At 38.0% G+C, this 21190-nt stretch carries 18 protein-coding genes and 1 riboswitch; of the genes, 1 reads left to right on the top strand and 17 read right to left on the bottom strand.

The annotated features are described in order from the left end of the window. The first annotated feature begins 3 nt into the window (after positions 1 to 3). The gene (locus FC81_RS03435) at positions 4 to 762 is read left to right on the top strand and encodes a MurR/RpiR family transcriptional regulator (protein ID WP_057743013.1); all 759 of its coding nucleotides are present in this window, start codon (positions 4 to 6) and stop codon (positions 760 to 762) included. Between the two features lie 66 nt (positions 763 to 828). On the opposite strand, the gene FC81_RS03430 is transcribed toward FC81_RS03435, so the two are convergent. From FC81_RS03430 to FC81_RS03350, 17 genes are all read right to left on the bottom strand, one after another. Then, entirely contained in the window at positions 829 to 1938 is a 1110-nt protein-coding gene (locus FC81_RS03430) for a PQQ-dependent sugar dehydrogenase (RefSeq protein WP_083478737.1), read from the bottom strand. A gap of 170 nt (positions 1939 to 2108) precedes the next feature. Further along, on the bottom strand, positions 2109 to 3785 hold the full coding sequence (gene ade / locus FC81_RS03425) for an adenine deaminase (RefSeq protein ID WP_057743011.1): 1677 nt from the start codon (positions 3783 to 3785) through the stop codon (positions 2109 to 2111). Positions 3786 to 4137: 352 nt separating this feature from the next. Next, a complete protein-coding gene (locus FC81_RS03420) occupies positions 4138 to 5127 on the bottom strand; it encodes a LacI family DNA-binding transcriptional regulator (protein ID WP_057743102.1) in 990 nt (329 codons plus the stop codon). Between the two features lie 144 nt (positions 5128 to 5271). Then, a complete protein-coding gene (locus FC81_RS03415) occupies positions 5272 to 5514 on the bottom strand; it encodes a hypothetical protein (protein ID WP_057743009.1) in 243 nt (80 codons plus the stop codon). A gap of 23 nt (positions 5515 to 5537) precedes the next feature. Continuing rightward, positions 5538 to 6932, bottom strand: coding sequence for a glycoside-pentoside-hexuronide (GPH):cation symporter (locus FC81_RS03410; protein WP_057743007.1), 1395 nt, complete (start codon positions 6930 to 6932; stop codon positions 5538 to 5540). A gap of 69 nt (positions 6933 to 7001) precedes the next feature. Beyond that, positions 7002 to 8690: a glycoside hydrolase family 13 protein gene (locus FC81_RS03405; RefSeq protein ID WP_057743005.1), complete on the bottom strand. Its 1689-nt coding sequence runs from the start codon at positions 8688 to 8690 to the stop codon at positions 7002 to 7004. Positions 8691 to 8960: 270 nt separating this feature from the next. Next, on the bottom strand, positions 8961 to 9809 hold the full coding sequence (locus FC81_RS03400) for an alpha/beta hydrolase (RefSeq protein ID WP_235804626.1): 849 nt from the start codon (positions 9807 to 9809) through the stop codon (positions 8961 to 8963). Between the two features lie 228 nt (positions 9810 to 10037). Then, complete coding sequence (locus tag FC81_RS03395) at positions 10038 to 11144, bottom strand: GGDEF domain-containing protein (RefSeq protein WP_057743003.1); 1107 nt, start codon at positions 11142 to 11144, stop codon at positions 10038 to 10040. A gap of 19 nt (positions 11145 to 11163) precedes the next feature. Then, positions 11164 to 11904 (bottom strand): EAL domain-containing protein, encoded by a 741-nt coding sequence (locus tag FC81_RS03390; protein ID WP_057743001.1) that lies wholly within the window; start codon positions 11902 to 11904, stop codon positions 11164 to 11166. A 504-nt stretch (positions 11905 to 12408) separates the two neighbouring features. Beyond that, positions 12409 to 14391, bottom strand: coding sequence for an ABC transporter ATP-binding protein/permease (locus tag FC81_RS03385; protein WP_057743000.1), 1983 nt, complete (start codon positions 14389 to 14391; stop codon positions 12409 to 12411). 216 nt (positions 14392 to 14607) lie between these two features. Further along, on the bottom strand, positions 14608 to 15072 hold the full coding sequence (gene ribH, locus FC81_RS03380; RefSeq protein ID WP_057742998.1) for a 6,7-dimethyl-8-ribityllumazine synthase: 465 nt from the start codon (positions 15070 to 15072) through the stop codon (positions 14608 to 14610). A gap of 17 nt (positions 15073 to 15089) precedes the next feature. Next, complete coding sequence (locus FC81_RS03375) at positions 15090 to 16292, bottom strand: bifunctional 3,4-dihydroxy-2-butanone-4-phosphate synthase/GTP cyclohydrolase II (RefSeq protein ID WP_057742997.1); 1203 nt, start codon at positions 16290 to 16292, stop codon at positions 15090 to 15092. Between the two features lie 15 nt (positions 16293 to 16307). Then, positions 16308 to 16907, bottom strand: a complete 600-nt coding sequence (locus FC81_RS03370) for a riboflavin synthase (protein WP_057742995.1) — start codon at positions 16905 to 16907, stop codon at positions 16308 to 16310. 3 nt (positions 16908 to 16910) lie between these two features. Beyond that, positions 16911 to 17951, bottom strand: a complete 1041-nt coding sequence (gene ribD, locus FC81_RS03365; protein ID WP_057742994.1) for a bifunctional diaminohydroxyphosphoribosylaminopyrimidine deaminase/5-amino-6-(5-phosphoribosylamino)uracil reductase RibD — start codon at positions 17949 to 17951, stop codon at positions 16911 to 16913. Between the two features lie 172 nt (positions 17952 to 18123). Then, a riboswitch (FMN riboswitch) is annotated at positions 18124 to 18259 on the bottom strand. A 98-nt stretch (positions 18260 to 18357) separates the two neighbouring features. Then, positions 18358 to 19653, bottom strand: a complete 1296-nt coding sequence (locus tag FC81_RS03360) for a threonine/serine exporter family protein (RefSeq protein ID WP_083478743.1) — start codon at positions 19651 to 19653, stop codon at positions 18358 to 18360. A 379-nt stretch (positions 19654 to 20032) separates the two neighbouring features. Next, the gene (locus FC81_RS03355; protein WP_057742992.1) at positions 20033 to 20278 is read right to left on the bottom strand and encodes a hypothetical protein; all 246 of its coding nucleotides are present in this window, start codon (positions 20276 to 20278) and stop codon (positions 20033 to 20035) included. Positions 20279 to 20486: 208 nt separating this feature from the next. Further along, positions 20487 to 21167, bottom strand: coding sequence for a Crp/Fnr family transcriptional regulator (locus FC81_RS03350; protein WP_057742990.1), 681 nt, complete (start codon positions 21165 to 21167; stop codon positions 20487 to 20489). Positions 21168 to 21190: the final 23 nt, after the last annotated feature.

Here is a 21190-nt window from a genome sequence, read left to right as displayed (position 1 = left end):
TTGATGGACTTTGATCAACGATTGCGGCTCTGTTATGACTCACTATCGGATAATGAGAAAGAAATGGTTAAATTTATTCAAAGTCACGCTTCTGAAGTCATCGATTCTTCAATTACTGAATTGGGTGAAAAGACGCTCTCCTCCAAGAGTTCAGTTTTACGTTTAGCAAAAAAAATGGGATTCCAGGGCTTTTCAGAGTTGAAATTCATTCTAAAACAGTCACTCGCAATTAATAATTTTGAACCTACTGATTTAGTTGCCGAATTACAGCATGACATCCAACGAACGTTTAACTATGTTAAACAGGCTAACTTTCAATTTTTGTTAGATAAAATGCAAAAAGCAGATAACTTAGTTTTATATGCAACTGGTTTTTCACAAAACAATGCTACTAAAGAGTTTGCAAATGATCTATTTATTTCAGGAAGAGCAAATTTTTTAATTTCAGGTGAATCTAACTTTAAAATCATTTCAAATAAGCTTACAACAAAAGATTTGGTAATCGTTACTTCATTAAGTGGAAATACTCCTAATATTAGGGATGCTATAAAGGTCTTAAAAATCAACCATGTCCCTTTGTGTTCAGTAACCTCATTCGGAACAAATTATCTAACAGAACATGCAAACTATTCTCTTTATTATGAGGCAGGTTTATTACCCAATATTAATGGGCAAGAACCAATCTACTCAATGACCTGTTTAAGTTTTATTCTTTCTATCTTAAGCAGAAAATATAAAGAATTCATTTTATTTGATGAATAATCACCAAAGATTACTGATTTCTCAAAAAGCCCAGCATATTCAACATACTGAATATACTGAGCTTTTTTATTTCTGTTGTATAAGCGGCACCGAGAGCACCCGATCATCATTACTTTTCGGACTTCCTCGACCATCTGTGTTATTGGTGATAAACCATAATTCGCCCTTCGGTGAAACAGTAACATCGCGGATACGACCATAACGGCCTCTAAAGTAATTTACTGAAGAAGCCAAATTAGAAACAGCAACCGCCCGAATACTTGTCCCACGTAAGTTAGCAATAAATAAAACACCCTTCTCAAAGACCATACCGCTTGGACTGGCCTCCAGCGTTTTCCACTGTTGTACAGGATTAGTGAAACCTTTCTTCCTAGTTTTCCCTTCATAAGTTGGCCAGCCATAATTATGACCAGCTTCAATCTTATTTAGTTCATCCCACCTATCTTGTCCAAATTCTGTTGCATACATTGTACCGTCTTTGCTCCAAGCAAGCCCTTGTGGGTTGCGGTGCCCGTAACTGTATACTAAGGAACCTTTAAAAGGATTATCACTGGGGACTTTGCCCGCCGCGGTCATTCGGAGAATCTTTCCCCCCAAAGAAGTTCGCTTCTGTGCATTGGCAGGGTTACCCGCATCGCCAGTTGTAGCATACAACATTCCATCTGGTCCAAAGGCAAGTCGACCACCATTATGATTGGCTGCATGTGGAATTCCACTAAGTAAAAGTGTCCTTTGTCCCAAGCTTAGATGACCGCTACGGCCGTGCAACTTATATCGCACAATCCGATTGTCTTTATCAGTTGAATAATAAACGTACAGGTAGGGCTGCTTACTGCGGTCACTTACAGCCATACCTAGCAAGCCCGCTTCGCCACCATGTTCTACCCCTGCGACAGTTCCAATGACACGTGTTTTTTTATTGGCTAAAACCTCGCGAATCTCCCCACTATCTCTTAGGCTTACTAAGGCACTTTTCTTATAGAAGATGAGTGACCATGGTGCTTCTAAATTACTAGCCCTCACTTTAGGCTTACTTCCCAACGTCGTTTTTTTAGCTAGTCCCGACACATTACCTTGCTGAGGTTGATTCAAGCTAGTCTTGCTATACACTAACATCCCTGCACCCACTACAAAAATAACACCTATTATTCCTACAATAATATATGCTTTTTTCATTACAGTCCCCTCATTTCGCTTATCGATCAGCTTGTCCTTGCTACTTCTATCATACCCGTAATTATCTTTAGACAGAATATTTTTGCTGCAGCAAGAATATAAACTAGGGGAAAACGACCCAGAAAACAGGAATCAATTGCCACTCAAACTTAGCCCTACTTGAAGTAAATCTATTTAGTCACTTCAACACTGATAAACTTACCTTGTTCAAAATCATATAATCCTTGATCTGTTAATTTTAAAGAAGGTATTACCGGTAAAGTTAAAAACGATAGGGTAATAAATGGATTAAAATCAATTATCTGTGAAGAACTGATGTCCTTATAAGCAATCATGATATGTTTAAGGTCATCTGCTGCTTCAACATACGATTTTTGAGACATCAACCCAGCTAATGGAAGTGGCATGCATGCAGTTATTTTCCCATTAGAAGCAACTGCAATTCCACCATCGCAAGCCGTAACTTTTTGAATTGCAGTGTAGATGGACGCGTCATCAGTTCCCACAGCAACTATGTTGTGAGAATCATGTGCAACAGTTGTTGCAACTGCACCATTTCGGAGCCCAAAGCCATGAACTAAACCTAAACCAAAGGTTCCTCGTAAATGATGGCGTTCAACCACGACCATCTTAAGGATGTCTTGCTGGATATCAGCTTTAAAAAAACCATTACTACAAGAAACTTTTTTCTTCAAATGTTCCGTTACAATATGATTGGGCTTGATTCCAATAATATTACAATATGTATTTGTAAGTGGTAACGCAAGATCCGCTAACTTTAAGTTGTGCCGAACTGTCTTTTGCTTAAAAGGTAATGGCTGACTAGAATTAGCCTGCACCCATTGCCCCTTCTTCATCGTTTTCTTGACAGTAGCTTTTTGCAAATTATCTAGTACAAGGAGATCCGCCTGATAACCGGTGCTAAGAGCCCCAAGTGTCGCTAATTTATGTGCACAAGCCGCATTATAACTTGCCATCGTATAGGCTGTCTCAACCCGAACTCCCTGTTCAATCGCTAATCGTACACAGTAATCTACGGAACCCTCGGTAATAATATCACTTATTAACTTATCATCTGTACAAAGGGCAAAACGTTGGGCATTTTCTTCTGTTACTGCTCCTACCGTATGCTGCAAGTCACGTTCAACTGATCCTTCTCTAAGAAAAATATGAAATCCAGCAGACAAACGATCTTGCACTTCCTGCAGGCTAGTGCATTCATGATCTGTATCAATCCCAACCCGACGGTAAAGATCAAGTTGTTGATAATTCAGTCCTGAACCATGGCCATCCGCATGGTATCCCAAGTCCTGGGCATCCTTTATCTTACGCATGATCTCTGGGTCCTGTTCGGCTACTGCAGGGTAATCCATCACCTCAGCCAATCCTACCACTTCTTTATGCTGGTAGAGCGGTCGCAGATCAGCTGCATTTAAGGTTGCACCATTATGTTCAAACGGCGTACATGGCACTGATGATGGCAACATGATAAATACATCCAGCTGTGTCTGAGCAGCATCCTCCAACATGTACTCTATTCCCGAAACACCGCACACATTAGCTATTTCATGTGGGTCAGTTACAATTGCCGTGACACCTTTTTGCAAGAGGACTTTACCTAATTCACTAGGAGCTACCATTGAACTTTCGATATGAACATGTGCATCGATCATTCCTGGAACAAGATATGCATTATGGGCATTAATCTCCTCGGCTGCTCTTAATTCAGCATTATCACCCGTTGCAACGATCATTCCATGGTCAATCCATAATGTTTTCTTTTCAAATTGACGACTGAAAACATTCAAGACTTGTCCGTTCTTTATACATTTTTCTAATTCTTTCATTTAGATAAAGGCCTCCTCAATTCTTAAGCTAATTATATATAAACTTCAAAGTTGAAAAAAGGCTAAATTAAAAGTCGATAAAAATAGTTTTTTCCTTGTTCAAACTAATTAACCGGCAGCTAAGACTTTCTTTATAAAACAAAGAAGCTGTGCCAAAAGTTAAGTTTTGGCACAGCTCCTCTTTTATTCCGTATAAACGTGTTCCATAAGTCAAAATTCTCCGTCTAACTTCGAATTACTCATAGCAAAGTACTCGCTATGTTCGTAATTTTGAGTTAGTACTCAAATTTTCCCGACTTATGTCACACTCTCTTGATAATTTATCGCAATACTTTAGCCATCAGTATGGCAGTTACTTTTCAGCTTTCTTAGTCGTTCGTCCTTGGACAAAAGTAACCGGTAATATCAACGGTTGATAACTTTTATCATGAACAGCATCGTTTTCTAATTGCTCACGTAATCCCTTAACCGCTTGTTCAGCAATTTCGATTACCGGCTGTCTGATTGATGAGAGTGCTATCTGCTGTCTCGGGTAGACCCTTGCCGCATCGAAGCCGATAATCTGAACTTCTTCAGGAACAGCAATTCCTCGTTCTAACAGTAGGTACCAAAAATCACTCGCGTATTCATCAGAATCTGAGAAAACACCGTCATACTTAAAGTCCTTCTCTCTAAGGTTTTCTGTAATAAACTTATGAAAATCATCTACAAAATGATCGTTATCTCCTGCTATAAACCGCTCATGTTGAATCTCTTTCTTCTCACAGTAATCGTTAAACCCCTGTTCTCTGATGAGAGAGACATCTTTCACTGGTGCTTTAGAAATAAATAGTAATTTATTTGCCCCCAGCTCGTGCAGCTTAGCAGCTGCTAAACAACCCCCTTGGTAATTATCAGAAATAATTAACGGAAAAGCGTCTGTGACCTTTTTTTCAAGAGCAACCAACGGTAAGCCTGGTGGAACCAATTCTTTTATATCAGCGTAAGACATTGTAATAATCCCAGCGACTTTTTGCATTTTAGCCATCTGGATATATTCGATTTCTTCTTGCGGGTGACTATTAGAATTACAAAGTATCATCTTATAACCATATTTTTTCAAAGTTCTCTGAACCCGGTAACTTAACTCTGCAAAAAAAGGCGTATTGACCATTGGAATAATAAGCACTACATAGTTTGACCGATTTGTCTTTAATGTTCGGGCAGCTGCGTTAGGCACATAATGCAATTCTTTGATTGCTTTTTCTATTTTCACTTGTGCTGCTGGGCGGACCCGCGCACCATTGATATAATTTGAAACTGTTCCCCGTGAAACACCAGCTAAGCGTGAAACATCATTCATATTTGCCATTCGTCAGCCTCTATCTAAAGTACAACAAAGGCTAGCGCACCCTTCCATCAGTGACTTTTTAAAGATAAGCAGATTTTTTACTGAATTATTCTTTGTTTACACTAACCGTTTACCATTTGTCGTAGTTTATTTATATTAAGGATTAAATCTCCCTAACAACATTTTATCAAACAATTCAGAAATTTGCTGATGTTTCATTGTTTCAAACTGACTAGTTTCTAGCTCATTGAATTCTTTAATCATATAATATGACTCCAAATATAAGGTTAGCTGTTCTTTAATAAAGCGCTGGTTAGTCACCCCAGGCTGTTTAACTGCATCCTTTACCAAATTCATTGCAAACTCATTGGGATCAATTACTAACTTATTCTGCAACATTGTTATGTCTCCTCCTTCAATAACTAATTTTCTTTATTTTTTTCACGAAAATGTTTCTTAGTTAAGTAAGCAGACATCTCACGTTCTTTATCTGGTGTTAATTTATAAAACAGAATTAAGATAAATGAAATAATTAATGCCAGCATTGGTACCCAAATATAATTGGCTTCGATCGCAAAGAGAGCTGATGCCGGTTGTGTTTTATTAGGAATATAATGTCCCCATGCTAGCAGCAGACCACTGATCGCACCACCAATTCCCATTCCAAACTTAGCAGTAAAACTTGAAGCTGAGGTTACAATCCCTTCAGCACGAACTCCATTTTTCCATTCACCATAATCAACTGCATCAGCCAATAGAACCGCGATCAAAGCACCTACAAATCCGTTCCCAAAGTTTCCGATAACTATTCCGGCAATAATAATTGGAATATTTAGCATCGCTGCACCTGCACCCATTAATAATTGTCCTATGACACTTATCATAAGGCCGCCTAGCAACGTCTTTTTCTTACCGAATTTAATTACAACTCGCGGAGTTAGAAAAACCGAAACCAAACCGATTGCGTTAAATAACAGTGCGAACGAAACTAAGCCCGGACGTCCCAAGTTATATTTAAAGAAATAGATTGTTACTTGTCCTTTAGTCTGCATTCCCAGCCAATAAACAAAATTTAGAACAATTACAATTACCCATGGCCAGTTACTTTTCAATGCTTTCAAGGACTCTTTGATCGGTAGCGGTTTTTGAGACTGTTCAGTCTGTACATGTTCCCTTAAATTTGCAAAAACAACCAAGTAAATTACGAAGAAGACAACTGCTGCCATTACTGCTAGTAAGAAGAAGCCCCGTTGGTTATTCCCACCACCAAAAAGACCAACTAACGGTAATGCAATAACTGAAATCAAGGTACCGCCAAAGTTGGAAAACAGCGAACGAATCGTTGATAACAATACCCGTTCATCTGAGTTTTCAGTCATACTTGGTAAGATCGAGGTCAATGGTATATTAACTGCTGAATATAAAACATCAATTCCAATATACGTTACGTAAGCCCATACAATTTTCCAGAACATTGGTAAATCAGGTGTTGTAAAACAAAGAACCGTAAAAATTGCAAATGGTGCATTGAACCAGAGTAAGAACGGGCGGCTTTTTCCCCATTTAGTATGTGTATGATCAATCATCACACCCCAAAACGGTCCGTCAAAAGCATCAATAATTCGTGCGACCAACATTAAGGTTCCCACTGCCCCAGCAGTTATCCCAAAAACATCGGTGTAAAAATACATTAAGTAAGTCCCAATCAAACTAAAGGTAAAACTACATGCAAAATCACTCGCACCATAACTTAAACGCTCATTCCACGGTAGAGCACCTACAACTCTATCTTCGTCAACCTTTGCATTTCTTGCCATTATTAACCCTCCCCAAAGAATAAAAATAATTTTTGTATATTTCCTGTTTTAACCGACTATCAACTTAACCTAATCTTCATACATATACACTTTTACTTCATAGGGACGCAGTTTCTCCTTTTGATCATCCGGATAGTTTTTAACCAATGTCTTAGCCACATGGGGCAGATCATAGTTGCGGGTAACAACCTCAGCTGTAAAGTTAGCTATAACTAAAATCGTTTGCTTAGCTAACTGACGTGTATAAGCAAAAACGGCATGGTCGCCTTCATTTTCCGGCATAAGTTCGAATTTACCCTCTGTAATAATAGGCAATTCATGGCGTAGCTTAATCAAGCGCTGGTAAAAATAGAATACTGAAGTTGGATCCTCAAGTGCAGCCGCAGCATTAATCTTCTTATAGTTAGGATTAACTTGTAGCCAAGGTGTCTGTTCACTAAAGCCAGCATTGCGGCTATCATCCCACTGCATTGGGGTTCTGGCATTATCGCGCGAGTGCACCTGAAGATAGCTAAGCATCGTTTGCTTATCAACGAGTTTTTCTTGCTCTACTAACTCATGGTAGGCATTAAGTGATTCAAGATCACGATAATCAGCCAGTTCTTTGAAATATACATTAGTCATCCCCAACTCTTCACCTTGATAGATATATGGTGTCCCCTGCATAAAATGAAGAACTGCGGCTAACATCTTAGCTGAGAGAACACGGTATTTTGAACTATCATTTCCAAAACGTGAAACGACCCGCGGCTGATCATGATTATTCCAATAAAGACTGTTCCAAGCTTTTCCAGCCAATGCCTTTTGCCATTTCACAAGATTCTCACGCAATTCCGGTAATCCAACACGCCGATTATCCCACTTACCTAAAGCAGGATTTTTATTTCCATCGAGTCCCATATGTTCAAACTGAAAAACCATATTTAACTCTGACCCATCTAGAGCAGCATATTTTAAAGCCTCATCTACTGTTACACCAGCTGTCTCACCCACTGTAATCCAATCATGCTTCTTTAGGACTTCTTGATTCATCTCATGCAAGTACTGATGAACATGCGCCCCATTCGCAACAAGTGCTCCTGCGTCACCGTATAATGCCTGCGCTCCTTGCGGTGCATCTGGCAAGCCTTCTGGCTTAGATATAAATGAAATAACATCCATCCGAAAACCATCTATTCCTTTGGTTGCCCACCAATTCATCATTTCAAAAATAGAGTGACGCAATCTCGGATTATCCCAATTCAAATCTGGCTGTTCTTTAGCAAATAAATGCAGGTAATATTGACCAGAAGCCTCATCATAAGTCCAAGCCGGCCCAGAGAAGAATGATCCCCAGTTATTTGGTTCATGTCCAGCAACCGGATCACGCCAGATATAATAATCACGATAAGGATTTTCTTTTCCTTTAACAAGACTTCGCTGAAACCATTCATGTTCAAAAGAACTGTGGTTAACAACTAAATCCATCATAACCTTTAAACCAAGTTGATGTGCCTTATGCAAGAGTTCTTCAAAATCAGTCATCTTTCCTAGTGTCGGGTTGATCGCCTGATAATCAGAAATGTCATAACCACCATCAATATTTGAGGTCTTATAGATTGGATTGAGCCAGATAACATCAACCCCTAGTTTCTTGATATAATCCAAGCGCTGCGTTATTCCCTTTAAATCCCCGATCCCGTCATTATCACTATCTTGAAAGCTTTTAGGATACACTTGATAAACAACGGCCCTTTGCCACCATTTACTGTCTGTCATTCAAATTCCTCCTTTTCTAACCTAATAGTTGGAACGTTCCAAGTTTTATCAATGTGATTATAAATCCTTTTCAAAAATATTGCAAGCGTTTTCTAAAAGGTGCTTTCTAGGCTAACTAAAAAAGACACCTCATAAATAACTTATTGGCGTGTGCCCCAAAAGTTAAACGATTTTCACTTTAACTTTGAGGTATGCCTTATAATAAATTATTTACCAGATGTCTTTTTTAGAATAAATAAATTATTCTAAAACGTTCTGCACACTTTATTTTTAATCCCATAAAAAATCATTAATAATTTTATTAACACGATTATTTTCATGTAGTTTACTATGTTGTGCATTTGGACCTTTAATTTCAATTTCGTGGTAACTCTTATATTGTCCGCGTAATAAATATTTTAATGATCTAGCTGAAACACGCGTAACATCCCCATCAGAATTACTACCGTCTTCCATATTACCAAAAATATTAAGAATAGCAACTTGATTTGCTGGAAAGGAATGGCGCTGCGCCAACTGATAGCGATAATATTTATTTATAAATCGCGGCTTTCCATTTTTTAATAAGCTATTTCGATTAGGCTTGTCATCAATCCCAATAATACCATCAAAATGTCCTGCAAGATTTACTTCCTTGCGTAGCTGAGGCAATTTTTTATTCCTGCCATAATTCAATTCATAATACATCAACGTTAGATTACCCATTGAATGTGCAACAGCATTAAAGCGATTCACATGATAACGTGTTTTCAAAAGAACCATTACTTTCTTCAGCCATCCACTAGTCAACTGATAATTACTTTCCTTATTATCTTTAAAAACAATTTGAATCAACGGACGTGCTACTCCTGTTGTCCATTCTCCTTTTACATATGGCTGACCTTTTTTAGGAACAACGACAGTTAAAACTTTTTGAGCATGCGCATATTTTTGAGCGTACATTATCATACTATTGGTAGATTGCCCTGAAGCCCCCCAGCCATGCAAATAAATTGTCGGAACACCATTTACCCTAGGGTATGTCGTTTTTCTTATCTGCTTGAATCCTAAATACCCACCAATTCCAAAGATAAAGACAAGTAATCCAATAAGAATAAATATCTTGTTAGTGGTCCTCATTTCAATCACCATCCTTTCAACTATTTATTTACGATCTTAAACTCTTTATATATCCAGCAAACTAACCCCATGATGTTTTCTATTTGAGTATAAACTATTTTTACTTTATCAAAAAGGATGTCTTTCAATCGAAAGGTTTCACGTGAAACTTCTTCTTAAATTATTCTCTTTATTTACAACCCAAAAAAACTAGGAATTTTTTACAATTCCCAGTTAGTATCTTTAATATTAAAAATGGCAGTCAGGACAAATTACTCTACCCCGCCCACTCTTCTTTGCTATATAAAGAGCCGCGTCAGCATTCCGGATCATCAAAAGAACATCTTGCTCGCTCTCCTTAGCAGAAGCCATCCCTGCCGAGTATGAAATAATTAACTTATGTCCCTTTTCAGTTATAAAAGGCCTTTCATGCAATATTTCTTGAAATCTATCTAATTTTTCTAAGCATTCCTCAGAAGGATAGTCCTTGATGAGTAAGCAGAATTCTTCCCCGCCAAATCGAAATAAGCGGTTTTCAGCGGTAATATTTTGTTCGATAAAATCTCTTAGACCGTGCGCAAAAAACTTCAAAGCTTCATTACCGTCAAGATGTCCATAAGTATCATTAACGTGTTTAAAATAATCCACATCGATCATTACTGCCAGCCAATCCTGTTGTGGTTCAAATTTTAGTTTTTCTATAAAACGACTGTAAGAATTATAATTATATAAGCCTGTCAACTTATCATGAGCTTCTCTTTTTTCAATTCTCGCTAGTTTCCTTTTTTCAGCTTCGACACTCCGCGTATAACTACCTACAAAAACATTGATGACACAGCTTCCTAACGCCACAAAGAGCATATTGGTAAAACTATAAAAGCGCTCTGGATATAGCGTTCCAAAAAGCCATGGAATAAAAGTGTTAACCGCAAAATTGGCAAAATAATAACCCGCAAGTATATGCCTGCTGGCTACTTTTTTAACGATACTAATAAATAAAAGTATTCCCAATGAAGTCGCTACAGCTAAAACTAACCGCCAAAAACTGGTACTATTATTAGCTGCTAGATAAATATTAACCGTAAAAGCTGAAAGGATCATCAATAATATTCCATATTTTTTATTGATAAAATACGCTGCAATTGCTAGTGCATATTGATAACAAACAAAACCAACATTATTGATAGCAAAAGAAACAATAAAATATTGATGTGTCACAAATAACAGCACTGCCATTGAAAAAAAAGCAGGCTGCTTAAGTTTTTGAAATATTCTCGAATAAAAAATATACTTAGCAAATAAAAGGCTAACTAACATAATCGGCATTAATAAAACTAAAAAAATAAATTTATCCAATGTTTACCTACAACTTCTTTTAATTCAGACTCGTTACATCCTCTGGCAGTTGCCAATAAAATCCCTGTTGTAAACAATAATAATCATCATCGACAAAGCGCGCTGCCATTTCTTCTGTTTCAATACCCTCAACAACAATATCTAACTGATATTCTTTAGATAATTTGATCCACGACTTTAAAAAATCAAGTTCGATCTGATCATTAACACTTCTAAAACAAACCGTTGAGAATTTAAGCCGGTCTATATTTTGGTAGTTTTTGATAACTTCACCAAGACTGTTCTGGCCGCTACCAACATCATCCAACGCGACCTGATAACCTAAACTCTTTATTTTGCTCAAAGAGCTCTCTAAAAGTATAGCATTTTTAGAAGGGTATTCAAAATGCTGTGGAACTCTTTCTGTAATCTCAATTATAAGCTGCGCACTGTATGGGCTCAGCTTTGTTAAGAAATCCCATGTACTCTGATAAAACAATTGCTGCGGTTCAATGTTGATATCAAACCTTTTTTGTGGAAAATGAGTTGTTAATTCACTTATTTCTTCCGCAAACCACGTTAAAAAAATCTTATTATGCTTATCATCTTTCATCAAATTTTGAAATCTATCTTTGGGGAAACAATGATTTGCAGCACGCAAGAGGATTTCATAGTCGACAATCTGAGGGGATCCTGCCGGACACAGTTTAAATATTGGCTGAAAAACTAGATAAAAATCTTCAATTAACTCATTCTTACTTCTGGTTATACCTTCAATCATACTTTCTTGTCCTCTCCTCATCCCTAATTTTTAAGTTTACTTGCTCATTCTAAATAAATACGCAGCTGCTGCTTAATTACGTTCAAAAGATACTAACTTTTCAAACTTAGTATAACTTGAAGTACAATTTTCGCTAACAATTTAGCTCACTTTCTGAAGTAGGCAGTAATTCTAGCCCTTAAAATCAGGAACTAATCCACCATACTGAATACTATTATTTTTTTATTAACTTTATTACCGTCTTAGTTTGCCTTGCCTATACTTTTAATCGGTTTATCGCTGGTTAATGTTAACCCTTACGTTACGGCAAAAAAATCCCACGAATAAGAAAATAACTCTTTTTTCGTGGGAAAACGCGTCTTATTAGGAATCATATTTAATCTGATTTCTCTTCAGACATTGTTAATTTAATTTTTAATTTTATCTTAAGAGGCTAAGATTAGGTCTAAATTTAGAATCAGGCTTACCATCGTTCTGTTTAAGTACACTTCGTAAACTAAAAATCTAATCTGCCGCTAAGGCATCGATCGTATTTAACTTAGCCGCTTTTCTTGATGGAACAAAACTTGCTATTAAAGCAATGACCAAGCTTATGATGATTGCAAACAAGACATTCCCTAATGAAATCTGGACAATATCATACTTGATCATGCCGTGAAGTGCCATATTCATCAAGAACTGACCCGCATAAGCAGCTACAAGCCCAACCACTGCTGAGATCATCCCGATCATCAGGCTCTCACTCGTAAATAAATTGCGAATATCCTTCGAACGGGCACCTAATGCACGCAGAACTCCAATTTCTTTGGTTCTTTCTGTTACGGACATATAGGTTGTCACAATAATCATGATCGCTGATACAATCAATGAAATACCCGCAATTGCAGCCAGTACATATGAAGCTAAACTTGTAATCGTATTAATCGTATCTAAAATATCACCGATTGAGATACCAACAAATGCCCGCTTACCATCAATTTTTATTGTATTGACCTTTTTAACAACTGCTTTAACGTTTTCAGTCTTATCAACCGCAACAGAAGCTGCGTTAGCTTCTGAAAGTGCCCCGGCACGTTCTAAACTTGCTTTAGCTGTCTGATAATTTGTCCCGAAGACTGGTCCGGCTTGCCCGCCATCTGTAATTCCAGAAACTTTAAAGCTGTCTGTAACTTGCACAGGTGTATTATCCTTATTGAAAGCCATAAACTTCACACTGACTTTTTCACCAATAACAGACTTCCAATTACTATTGATCTTCTTGGCAAAGGCTTTATCAATCAATATCTCATCTTTACCTGGAGCTTTTCCGGCTTTAATAACCTTCTCCGAAAATGCAGGTGTCCATGTTTGAAACTGTGATCCCCGGATCGTAGTTTTGCCATGAGTGAATGAAGCATTATTAAATTGATAACCCTTTATTACACGGTTAACATGGTCTAATTCAGTAATTTTTTTGAGTGCTTGGTCAGATAGCGTTGTTGATTTATAATCAGTCGTCATCTTTTGAGCTGTCTCTTGCATTCGCTCATTATTAGAAGCTTTCTTATCTGTAGTCACATTCTTCATTACTGTTGGATATTTAGGATTAGCCAACTGATTAACTTGATCGTTGATATAACCTTTTATTCCATTACCTAACCCTAAGAATAAGATTACAGAAAAGATCCCAATTGCAGACCCTAATGTAATAAGGAAGTTGCGTAATTTGTTAAAGCGAATATGGTCAAAGGCCATGTTCCAAATAGTTTGCGCAGCTAAGGGCTTTGAGGTAACCTCTTCTGCTGTCTCTTTATTTAAAAACTTATCTTTTAAAGTTTTTTCTTCATCAATCTTTCCATCTGCCATGTGAAGAATTCGTGTTCCATAATCAGCAACTTCTTGAGAATGTGTTACCACGATTACTAGCTTGCCATCTTTAGCGATGCTTTCTAAAATATCCAGTACATCTTTAGTATTAACCGCATCAAGTGCCCCAGTAGGCTCATCGGCAATAATAATATCCGGTGATGAAGCTAAGGCACGGGCAATTGCAACCCGCTGCTTCTGTCCCCCTGATAACTGATTAGGATATTTATGAATATGTTCTTTTAACCCCACTTGATCCAGTAGTTCAATTGCACGTTTTTTTCGTTCAACACCTGATAAGGCTGTCATATTCAGACTTGTCATTACATTTTCCAGGTTGGTCTGATAATTAATCAGGTTAAAACTTTGGAAAATGTAACCAATCGTTTTCCTGCGATAAAGATCTAGCCGCTTTTCTTGTTTGTGATCAAGTACTTCACCGTTAATAGAAACTGAGCCTTCAAAGTTCCGATCTAAACCACCAATAATGTTCATCAGTGTTGACTTACCGCCACCAGATTCACCTAGGATAGATACAAATTCACCTTTATCAAAACCCAGATCAATTCCCTTTAAAACCGGGAATTCCTCTTTACCTAGAAAATATGATTTATGAATATTCTTTAGTTCTAAAAATGCCATTATTAACCTTCTTTCCTACTGTATTAAGCAGACCTTCGAAAGAACTTGCTAGTTGACTGATAACTCACGGTATCACAGAACTAGTTTTATCTTAATCCTTTAAAGAGACTTATTTATAACGATATCTCTAATCACTGTTATTCACAAGACCTTTAGTGAAAATTTAAAAAAGTGTTCGTTAAAATATTAATGAACTATTTAACTATAGCCTTTCAACTACTGCAACTGCTCCCGCAAGCTTATTAATTCTAAAATATCATTGGCGACCTCGCTCCCCTTGTTCCCGGCTTTGCCACCTGCGCGCTGCAATGCCTGTTCAATCGTCTCCGTAGTCAGAACACCAAAAACAAGCGGTGTCTGCCCCCTTAAAGCCAATTCCCCAATTCCCTTTGAGACTTCGTTGCAGACATAATCATAGTGACTTGTCTCACCACGGACAACCGCACCTAACGTTATAATTCCCGCATACTTTTCTGACCCAGATAGCAGCTTAACAATAGCCGGAATCTCGAACGCACCTGGAACCCAAACTACATCAACTTTTTCCTCTGGAACACCGTGTCGCGTCAATGCATCCATCGCGCCACCTAGCAATTTACTTGTTACTAATTCATTGAACCGTGCTACTACAATTGCGAGTTTTACTTCTTTAGCTATTAGGTTTCCTACATATACTGTCATAATTTTTAACTTCCTTTCTAAATAAAATGCAGTGTATGATGAAATTTACTTTTTTTAGTTTTCAAGTACTTTAGATTTTCTGCTTGTGGTTTTGTTTCAAGTGGAACTTGCTCAACCACTTCAATTCCATATGCGGTTAACGCTGCAACTTTACTTGGATTATTCGTCATCAACCTTACGCGTCTAATCCCCTGATCACAGAGAATAGCTGCTGCAACACCATAATCTCTCTCATCCGGCGCAAAACCCAGCTTAACGTTGGCATCATACGTATCATAACCATGCTCTTGTAATTTGTAAGTTTTAAGCTTATTCAGAAGACCTATTCCGCGACCTTCCTGGCGCAGATACAAGACAGCTCCTCTTTTCTCCATTTGGATCTTTCGCATGGCCATCTGCAACTGTTCACCACAGTCACAGCGTTTTGAACCTAAAATATCTCCTGTAAAGCATTCTGAATGTAGCCTTAAAAGCAGCGGCTCATCCGTCGTCATTTTGCCTTTACTCAACCATAACTGGGTCTGTTCATCTGTCGTTGCAACATAGCCAGTTAAGGTAAAAACACCTTTTCTAGTCGGCATCTCAATTGGCGCAATTGCAGCGACTGCATTTTGATTAAGACTATAGCGGTATGCAATTATGTCTTGAATAGTGACCAATGTCATATCAAGTCGTTGTGCCAGTTTCTCTAATTGTGATAACCGTGCCATCGTCCCATCTGAATTCAACGTTTCACAAATGTAAGCCACCGGTTGCCTAGCAGCCATTAGTGCCAAATCTACTGCCGCCTCCGTATGTCCTTGTCGCTTCAAAACTCCACCCTTTTCAGCAATCAAAGGAAAAATATGCCCTGGATGCTCAAAATCTTCTGGTTTTGATTCAGGAGTCCCGAGAGCTCTGATAGTTTTAGCTCTATCAAAAGCTGAAATACCGGTGCTAGTTGTTTTATGATCCACACTAACCGTAAAAGCAGTCCCAAAGCTTTCAGTATTATGGATAGTCATCGGATCCAATGCTAAATATTCACCTATCTCGCGTGTCATTGGAGCACATACAAGTCCACGCCCATAAGTAATCATCTGGTTCAATGTTTCTCCAGTCGCATATTCTGCCAATCCAACAAAGTCACCTTCTGCTTCACGGTCTTGACCATCAACTACCAAAATTAATTTTCCTTTTTTTAAATCCTCAATCGCTTGTTTCACCAAACTGTTATTCATTTCTGACACCTCCACTTAAAATTGATTCGCTCGCATCTGTTTTACAGAGTATTTTGCCAAAACATCCGTTTCTAAATTAACGTAAGCGCCGACGGTTTTATTACTTAACGTTGTTACCTGTTGTGAATGAGGAATTAACCCCACCTTGAATGTGCGTGAATCAGCATAGATAACCGTTAAGCTGATACCATCTATTGCGACTGAGCCTTTAGTAACAATCTGTGTTTCCAATCCTACCGGGATCTTAAAAACTAGGACTTGGGCAGTCTGGTCTTGATAGCGCCGTAAAATACTAGTCGTTCGATCTACATGCCCAAGAACAAAATGACCATCAAAACGACCACCAACTGCGACAGCTCTTTCAAGATTTACCTTATCACCTCTTTTTAACCTGGCTAAACTTGTAATACGAAAGGTTTCTGGCATGATATTAGCTGTAAACACACTTGCTGTTCTTGCGGTTACAGTTAAGCAAACACCATCTACTGCGATACTGGCCCCAATTTGACTATCCTCAAGCTTGATTTTAGGGGCCATAATACTCAAAAAAATTATTTCCTGTTTTCGGGTAATATTTTGCACAATTCCAATATCTTCAATAATTCCTGTAAACATTTTCTACCTCCTCAGCCAAAGTCGCGATGCATTCCCAACTTGTCGTCTCTCTACTATTTTTAAATCAAGTAGTTTTTGAGGGCTGCGTTTAGATTGAAAGGCCGCTAAACTATTCCCCCCTGCCAACTGATTAGTTTGGTACACAAGCAGCTCTTGGAATAATCCTCTTTCCAAAAAAGCGTCTTGCATCCTCGCACCGCCTTCCACTAATACAGACTGAATTTTTGCTTGCGCCAAACGCTGCATAACTTCTTTCAGAGTCCACTTCTTTTTAAAGAAAATTTCAACCTCACTATTAGTAAAATATTGGCTCATTTTCATATTCTCTGTAAAAATCCACGTCGGTGCATCATTATTTATAACCTTATACGTATTTATCAGCCGTCCACGTCGATCTATAATTATTCGGACTGGTGGATATTTTAAATTCATCATCCTAACAGTCAGCAGCGGATTATCTGCAAGAATCGTTCCACTCCCAACCAAAATAGCTTGATAATCAGCACGTAGTTGTTGGACATCGTTGAAGACTAACTCATCAGTCAAGTATGTCCTGTGTGAAGCCGTTAAACTAATGCGTCCATCTAAAGTCTGAGCTGTTTTCAACGTAATAAACGGATAATCATGTAGATAGAAAAAGTTGTAAAATCGGTTTAGTTTCTGAGCAGCAGCCGCTAATATTCCAACATGAACCCGTACTCCATGTTTTTCTAAGTAGGCAATCCCCTGACCAGCAACTAATGGGTTAGGATCCTTTTGGGCAATATAAATTTCTTTTATACCTCTGCGAACAATTTCACGGCAGCAAGGTGGTGTCTTCCCAAAATGAGAACATGGTTCCAATGTAACGAACATTATGGCCCCTTTAATCTTTTCTTGCTGTACAACATTATTGAAAGCATTGATTTCAGCATGTTCTTTCCCAAATGCTGCATGGTGTCCTAAGCCAATAAGCTGGTTTTCTTTAACAATAACCGCACCGACCATCGGGTTAGTGTATGTTTGATAACGACCTTTTTCGGCTTCTACCAAAGCCGTCTTCATAAAAAAATAAGGTGTATTAATTACTAATCACACTCCTTTAGATAATAAAAAAATGCCCCGCAGATGCGGGGCATTAGGAATCATTCACTATTCAAGGTAACCTGCTTTTTTATTTTTTCCCAATCCAAAGCAATACCCATTAAAGTAAAGTAACACAAAAAAACTAGCGTCACTTTTTCTTCTCCCATCCAGACTTTAACTGTCGGTTCTAGATTCTCACTAGATCCACCGCACAAAGCGGGTCACGGACTTCAAGCACTAAGCTTGTTACCGTCGGTCGGGAATTACACCCTGCCCCGAAGAAACTATTTAATTTTACCTTGTCATTATGTCTTTTTTAGGCTAAGTTGTCAATTAAAAACTATTTAATTTACTATTAATAATTTTATGGCAAATTCTACACCTATTAGTTAAAATGACGCCAATCTTTATCTAACAAGACCCGTGCTACAAAAAGACCGAGCGGCAAGAAGACAATGATCATCACCGCTTTAGTCAGCCAAAGCGCTCCAACACCAATTGCATTAGAACCAATATTGTAAACCGCTCGATAAATATACAGCCCTGGTACCATAATAACAATTGAAGGGACAGTCAGGGAAATGCGTGGATAACCGTTATAACGGTTAATCACCGAAGCGATTAAGCCAGCCACCAATGCGCCCACAAAAGCAGCTGCACTAGGTGGGATCGCCGTTAAATCAACTAGTTCTAACCGTAACGTATTAGCCACTGCCCCAATACAACCGGCCGCCGTAGCCATCTTAAGTGAACTATTAAACATAATTGAAAAACCAAAAACTCCACAAAAACTAGCTGGGATTCTTAGTAAAAGTAATAATAAGGGTGAAAGACCGAGCATCAAAAAATTACCTGGTTGAAAATGAACCATTAAAGCTACCAACCAGCCCATCAATGCCGCTACCAACGTAATCATAATTGCATATGCTAGACGTTCAAGCCCCGAACGCATATCTAATTTGGAAATATCCAAAATACTGGTAATAAAGGGAAAGCCTGGAATTACAAACAACATTGCCCCGATATAACCTGCTTCATGTTGAACAAGTATTTGGAAAAAAGCCTTAAAAAAGAGAAAAATACAAAGATACGCTAAACATGCAATAGCAACACTTACCGCGATGCTAATCAGAGTAGTTACATGTTTAGCATTCATTTTACTACGTGTCCAGTTTCCTATCCCCGCTCCGACAAAGGAACAAATCATTTCCGGTATACCACCACCAAGTAGAAAAATAAAGGAACTACATGCTAGTGCTGCCGCTAAACCCGCGATCAGGGGTGAATAATTACCCGTTTTTCTTTGGATATTATCAAGTGCCAAATGAATTTCTTTCACTGTCAAAGAAAGAGCTTCAACTTCAAAATTATTAACAAAATGTTCCATATCATTTAATTTATCAGTGTTAACTCCCGTATTAGGCAGGGATAACACTTGGGTGTAACTTCTTTCATTATCAAAACACGTAAATTCAAGTGAAATCAACCCAATATCTGCAGAACATGTTAACCTTAATACCCGTGAGATCTTATTCATCGCTTCGCGAACCCGCCATGCTCCAGTTCCGCAAGATAACATCACGATTCCAACCCGACCAACTATGGAAGAACGTTCTTTCAAGCTAGCATCCCTCACTAAAATATTGTTGTTGAGAATAAAATCCTTCCAGTGGATCGTCATATGATGACGTTGTGATATCCGATATTTTTTTATTGGTTTCTTTTCTATTCCTTCATTCACAATAGTACCTCCATGAGATATAGTTTTTGCTTTGAGCCGTGATATGTTATCCAAAAACAACTTCACTCACCACGCACTGACATATAATCTCTCTACAAAACATCCTAATTTATTTACACACCTTGATTTTACCAGTAAACCTAACAGATTGCTTATCTAAATCTAATTATTAACATAAAACAGCAAAACCACCACCTCTAGATAGCTAAGGGACCCAGTCAAAAGTTGAATTTTAACTGGGTCCCTTTTTATTTAATCAAAACACCAACTTGTTGTTCTTCGTGGTATTCTTTATTTTATATTGATATATCCAGAAACTCTAAGCAAAGGAGAGCTTAATCCGGTCATGATCATTGCCATCAACTACAGCACTATCATTGGGATCACTAGTAAAATCAATACTAGAAGTTCTTACCAAATCACTAATATTTGTCTTACGAATATTAAATCTGATTCCTCCTTGATATTTTTCTGAGTTGCTTGTTGTCCCAGTTAAGTAATATTTTCCCTCATCATCCCAAAAGGTTGTGTCAAAAGAAGATACTTTAAGTTTTATCATGTACATAGTAACAATCTCCTTTCTATTCAAAATGTATGCACTTACATTATAACATATATATTCAACTTTATAGTCTGTTAAAAATTTCATATTATCTTAACCTGCGTATCCAATTTTTTCAATAAGAACGCGACCGCCTTAATTCTCAACATCTAGTTTCCATACTGATAAGATAGCGCATAGGCTACGTAACGGTCCGGCCATACTGTTCCCATCAATAATGTCTTACGACCATACCCAATCCTTGAGGATTTATTAGTACGACTTGACGGCGTTGTCGTTTGATATAACCAACTTTTTCAAGTAACTTGAATTTCCGGGATAACGTCTCGGGTGTTGTTCCCAGAAAAGCTGCTAGCTCTTTCATCTTCATTGCAATAGTAAACGAATCACTTGCACCAGCTTTAGCCATATTGAGCAAATAAGCCGCTAAGCGATCTTCTACACGGTCTATCATCAACAGCCTGTTTTGTTTTTCCAAAGCAACTGTTTTAGCAACGCTCTTTTCTAATAACTTTATTGCTAAAACGGGATACTTTTTTAATAGCCGCTGTAAGTCTGTTCTGTGTAAAGTACAAACCTCTGTCTCCGTTGTTGCAGTACCAAAAATATTATTATTGGCATTGCCAAAGAGCCAAGTCTCACCCTCATATTCTCCTTGCGTTAATACCCGTAAGAATTGTTCTTTCCCATTTGCTGTTAACTGGTACACTTTAACTTCGCCGCGAGCTACAATAAAAAGCTGCTGTGGATTACCTGGCATAAATAACTGTTCTCCCTGTTTAAATTGCTTATAATGGATAAGCTGTTCTATTTGTTCTTGCTCTGCACGTTCTAACACGGTAAAAAGAGGAACATGTTGCACACAGAGATGATCCTTTTTACTATTAGCCATTGAGATCCTCCTATTTTTTCTCC

The sequence above is a fragment of the Liquorilactobacillus capillatus DSM 19910 genome (assembly GCF_001434915.1).
In the GTDB taxonomy this organism is placed as follows: Bacteria; Bacillota; Bacilli; order Lactobacillales; family Lactobacillaceae; genus Liquorilactobacillus; species Liquorilactobacillus capillatus.
The sequence above is the reverse complement of the archived record's forward strand: the minus strand, read 5'-3'. Positions and strand labels throughout refer to the sequence as shown.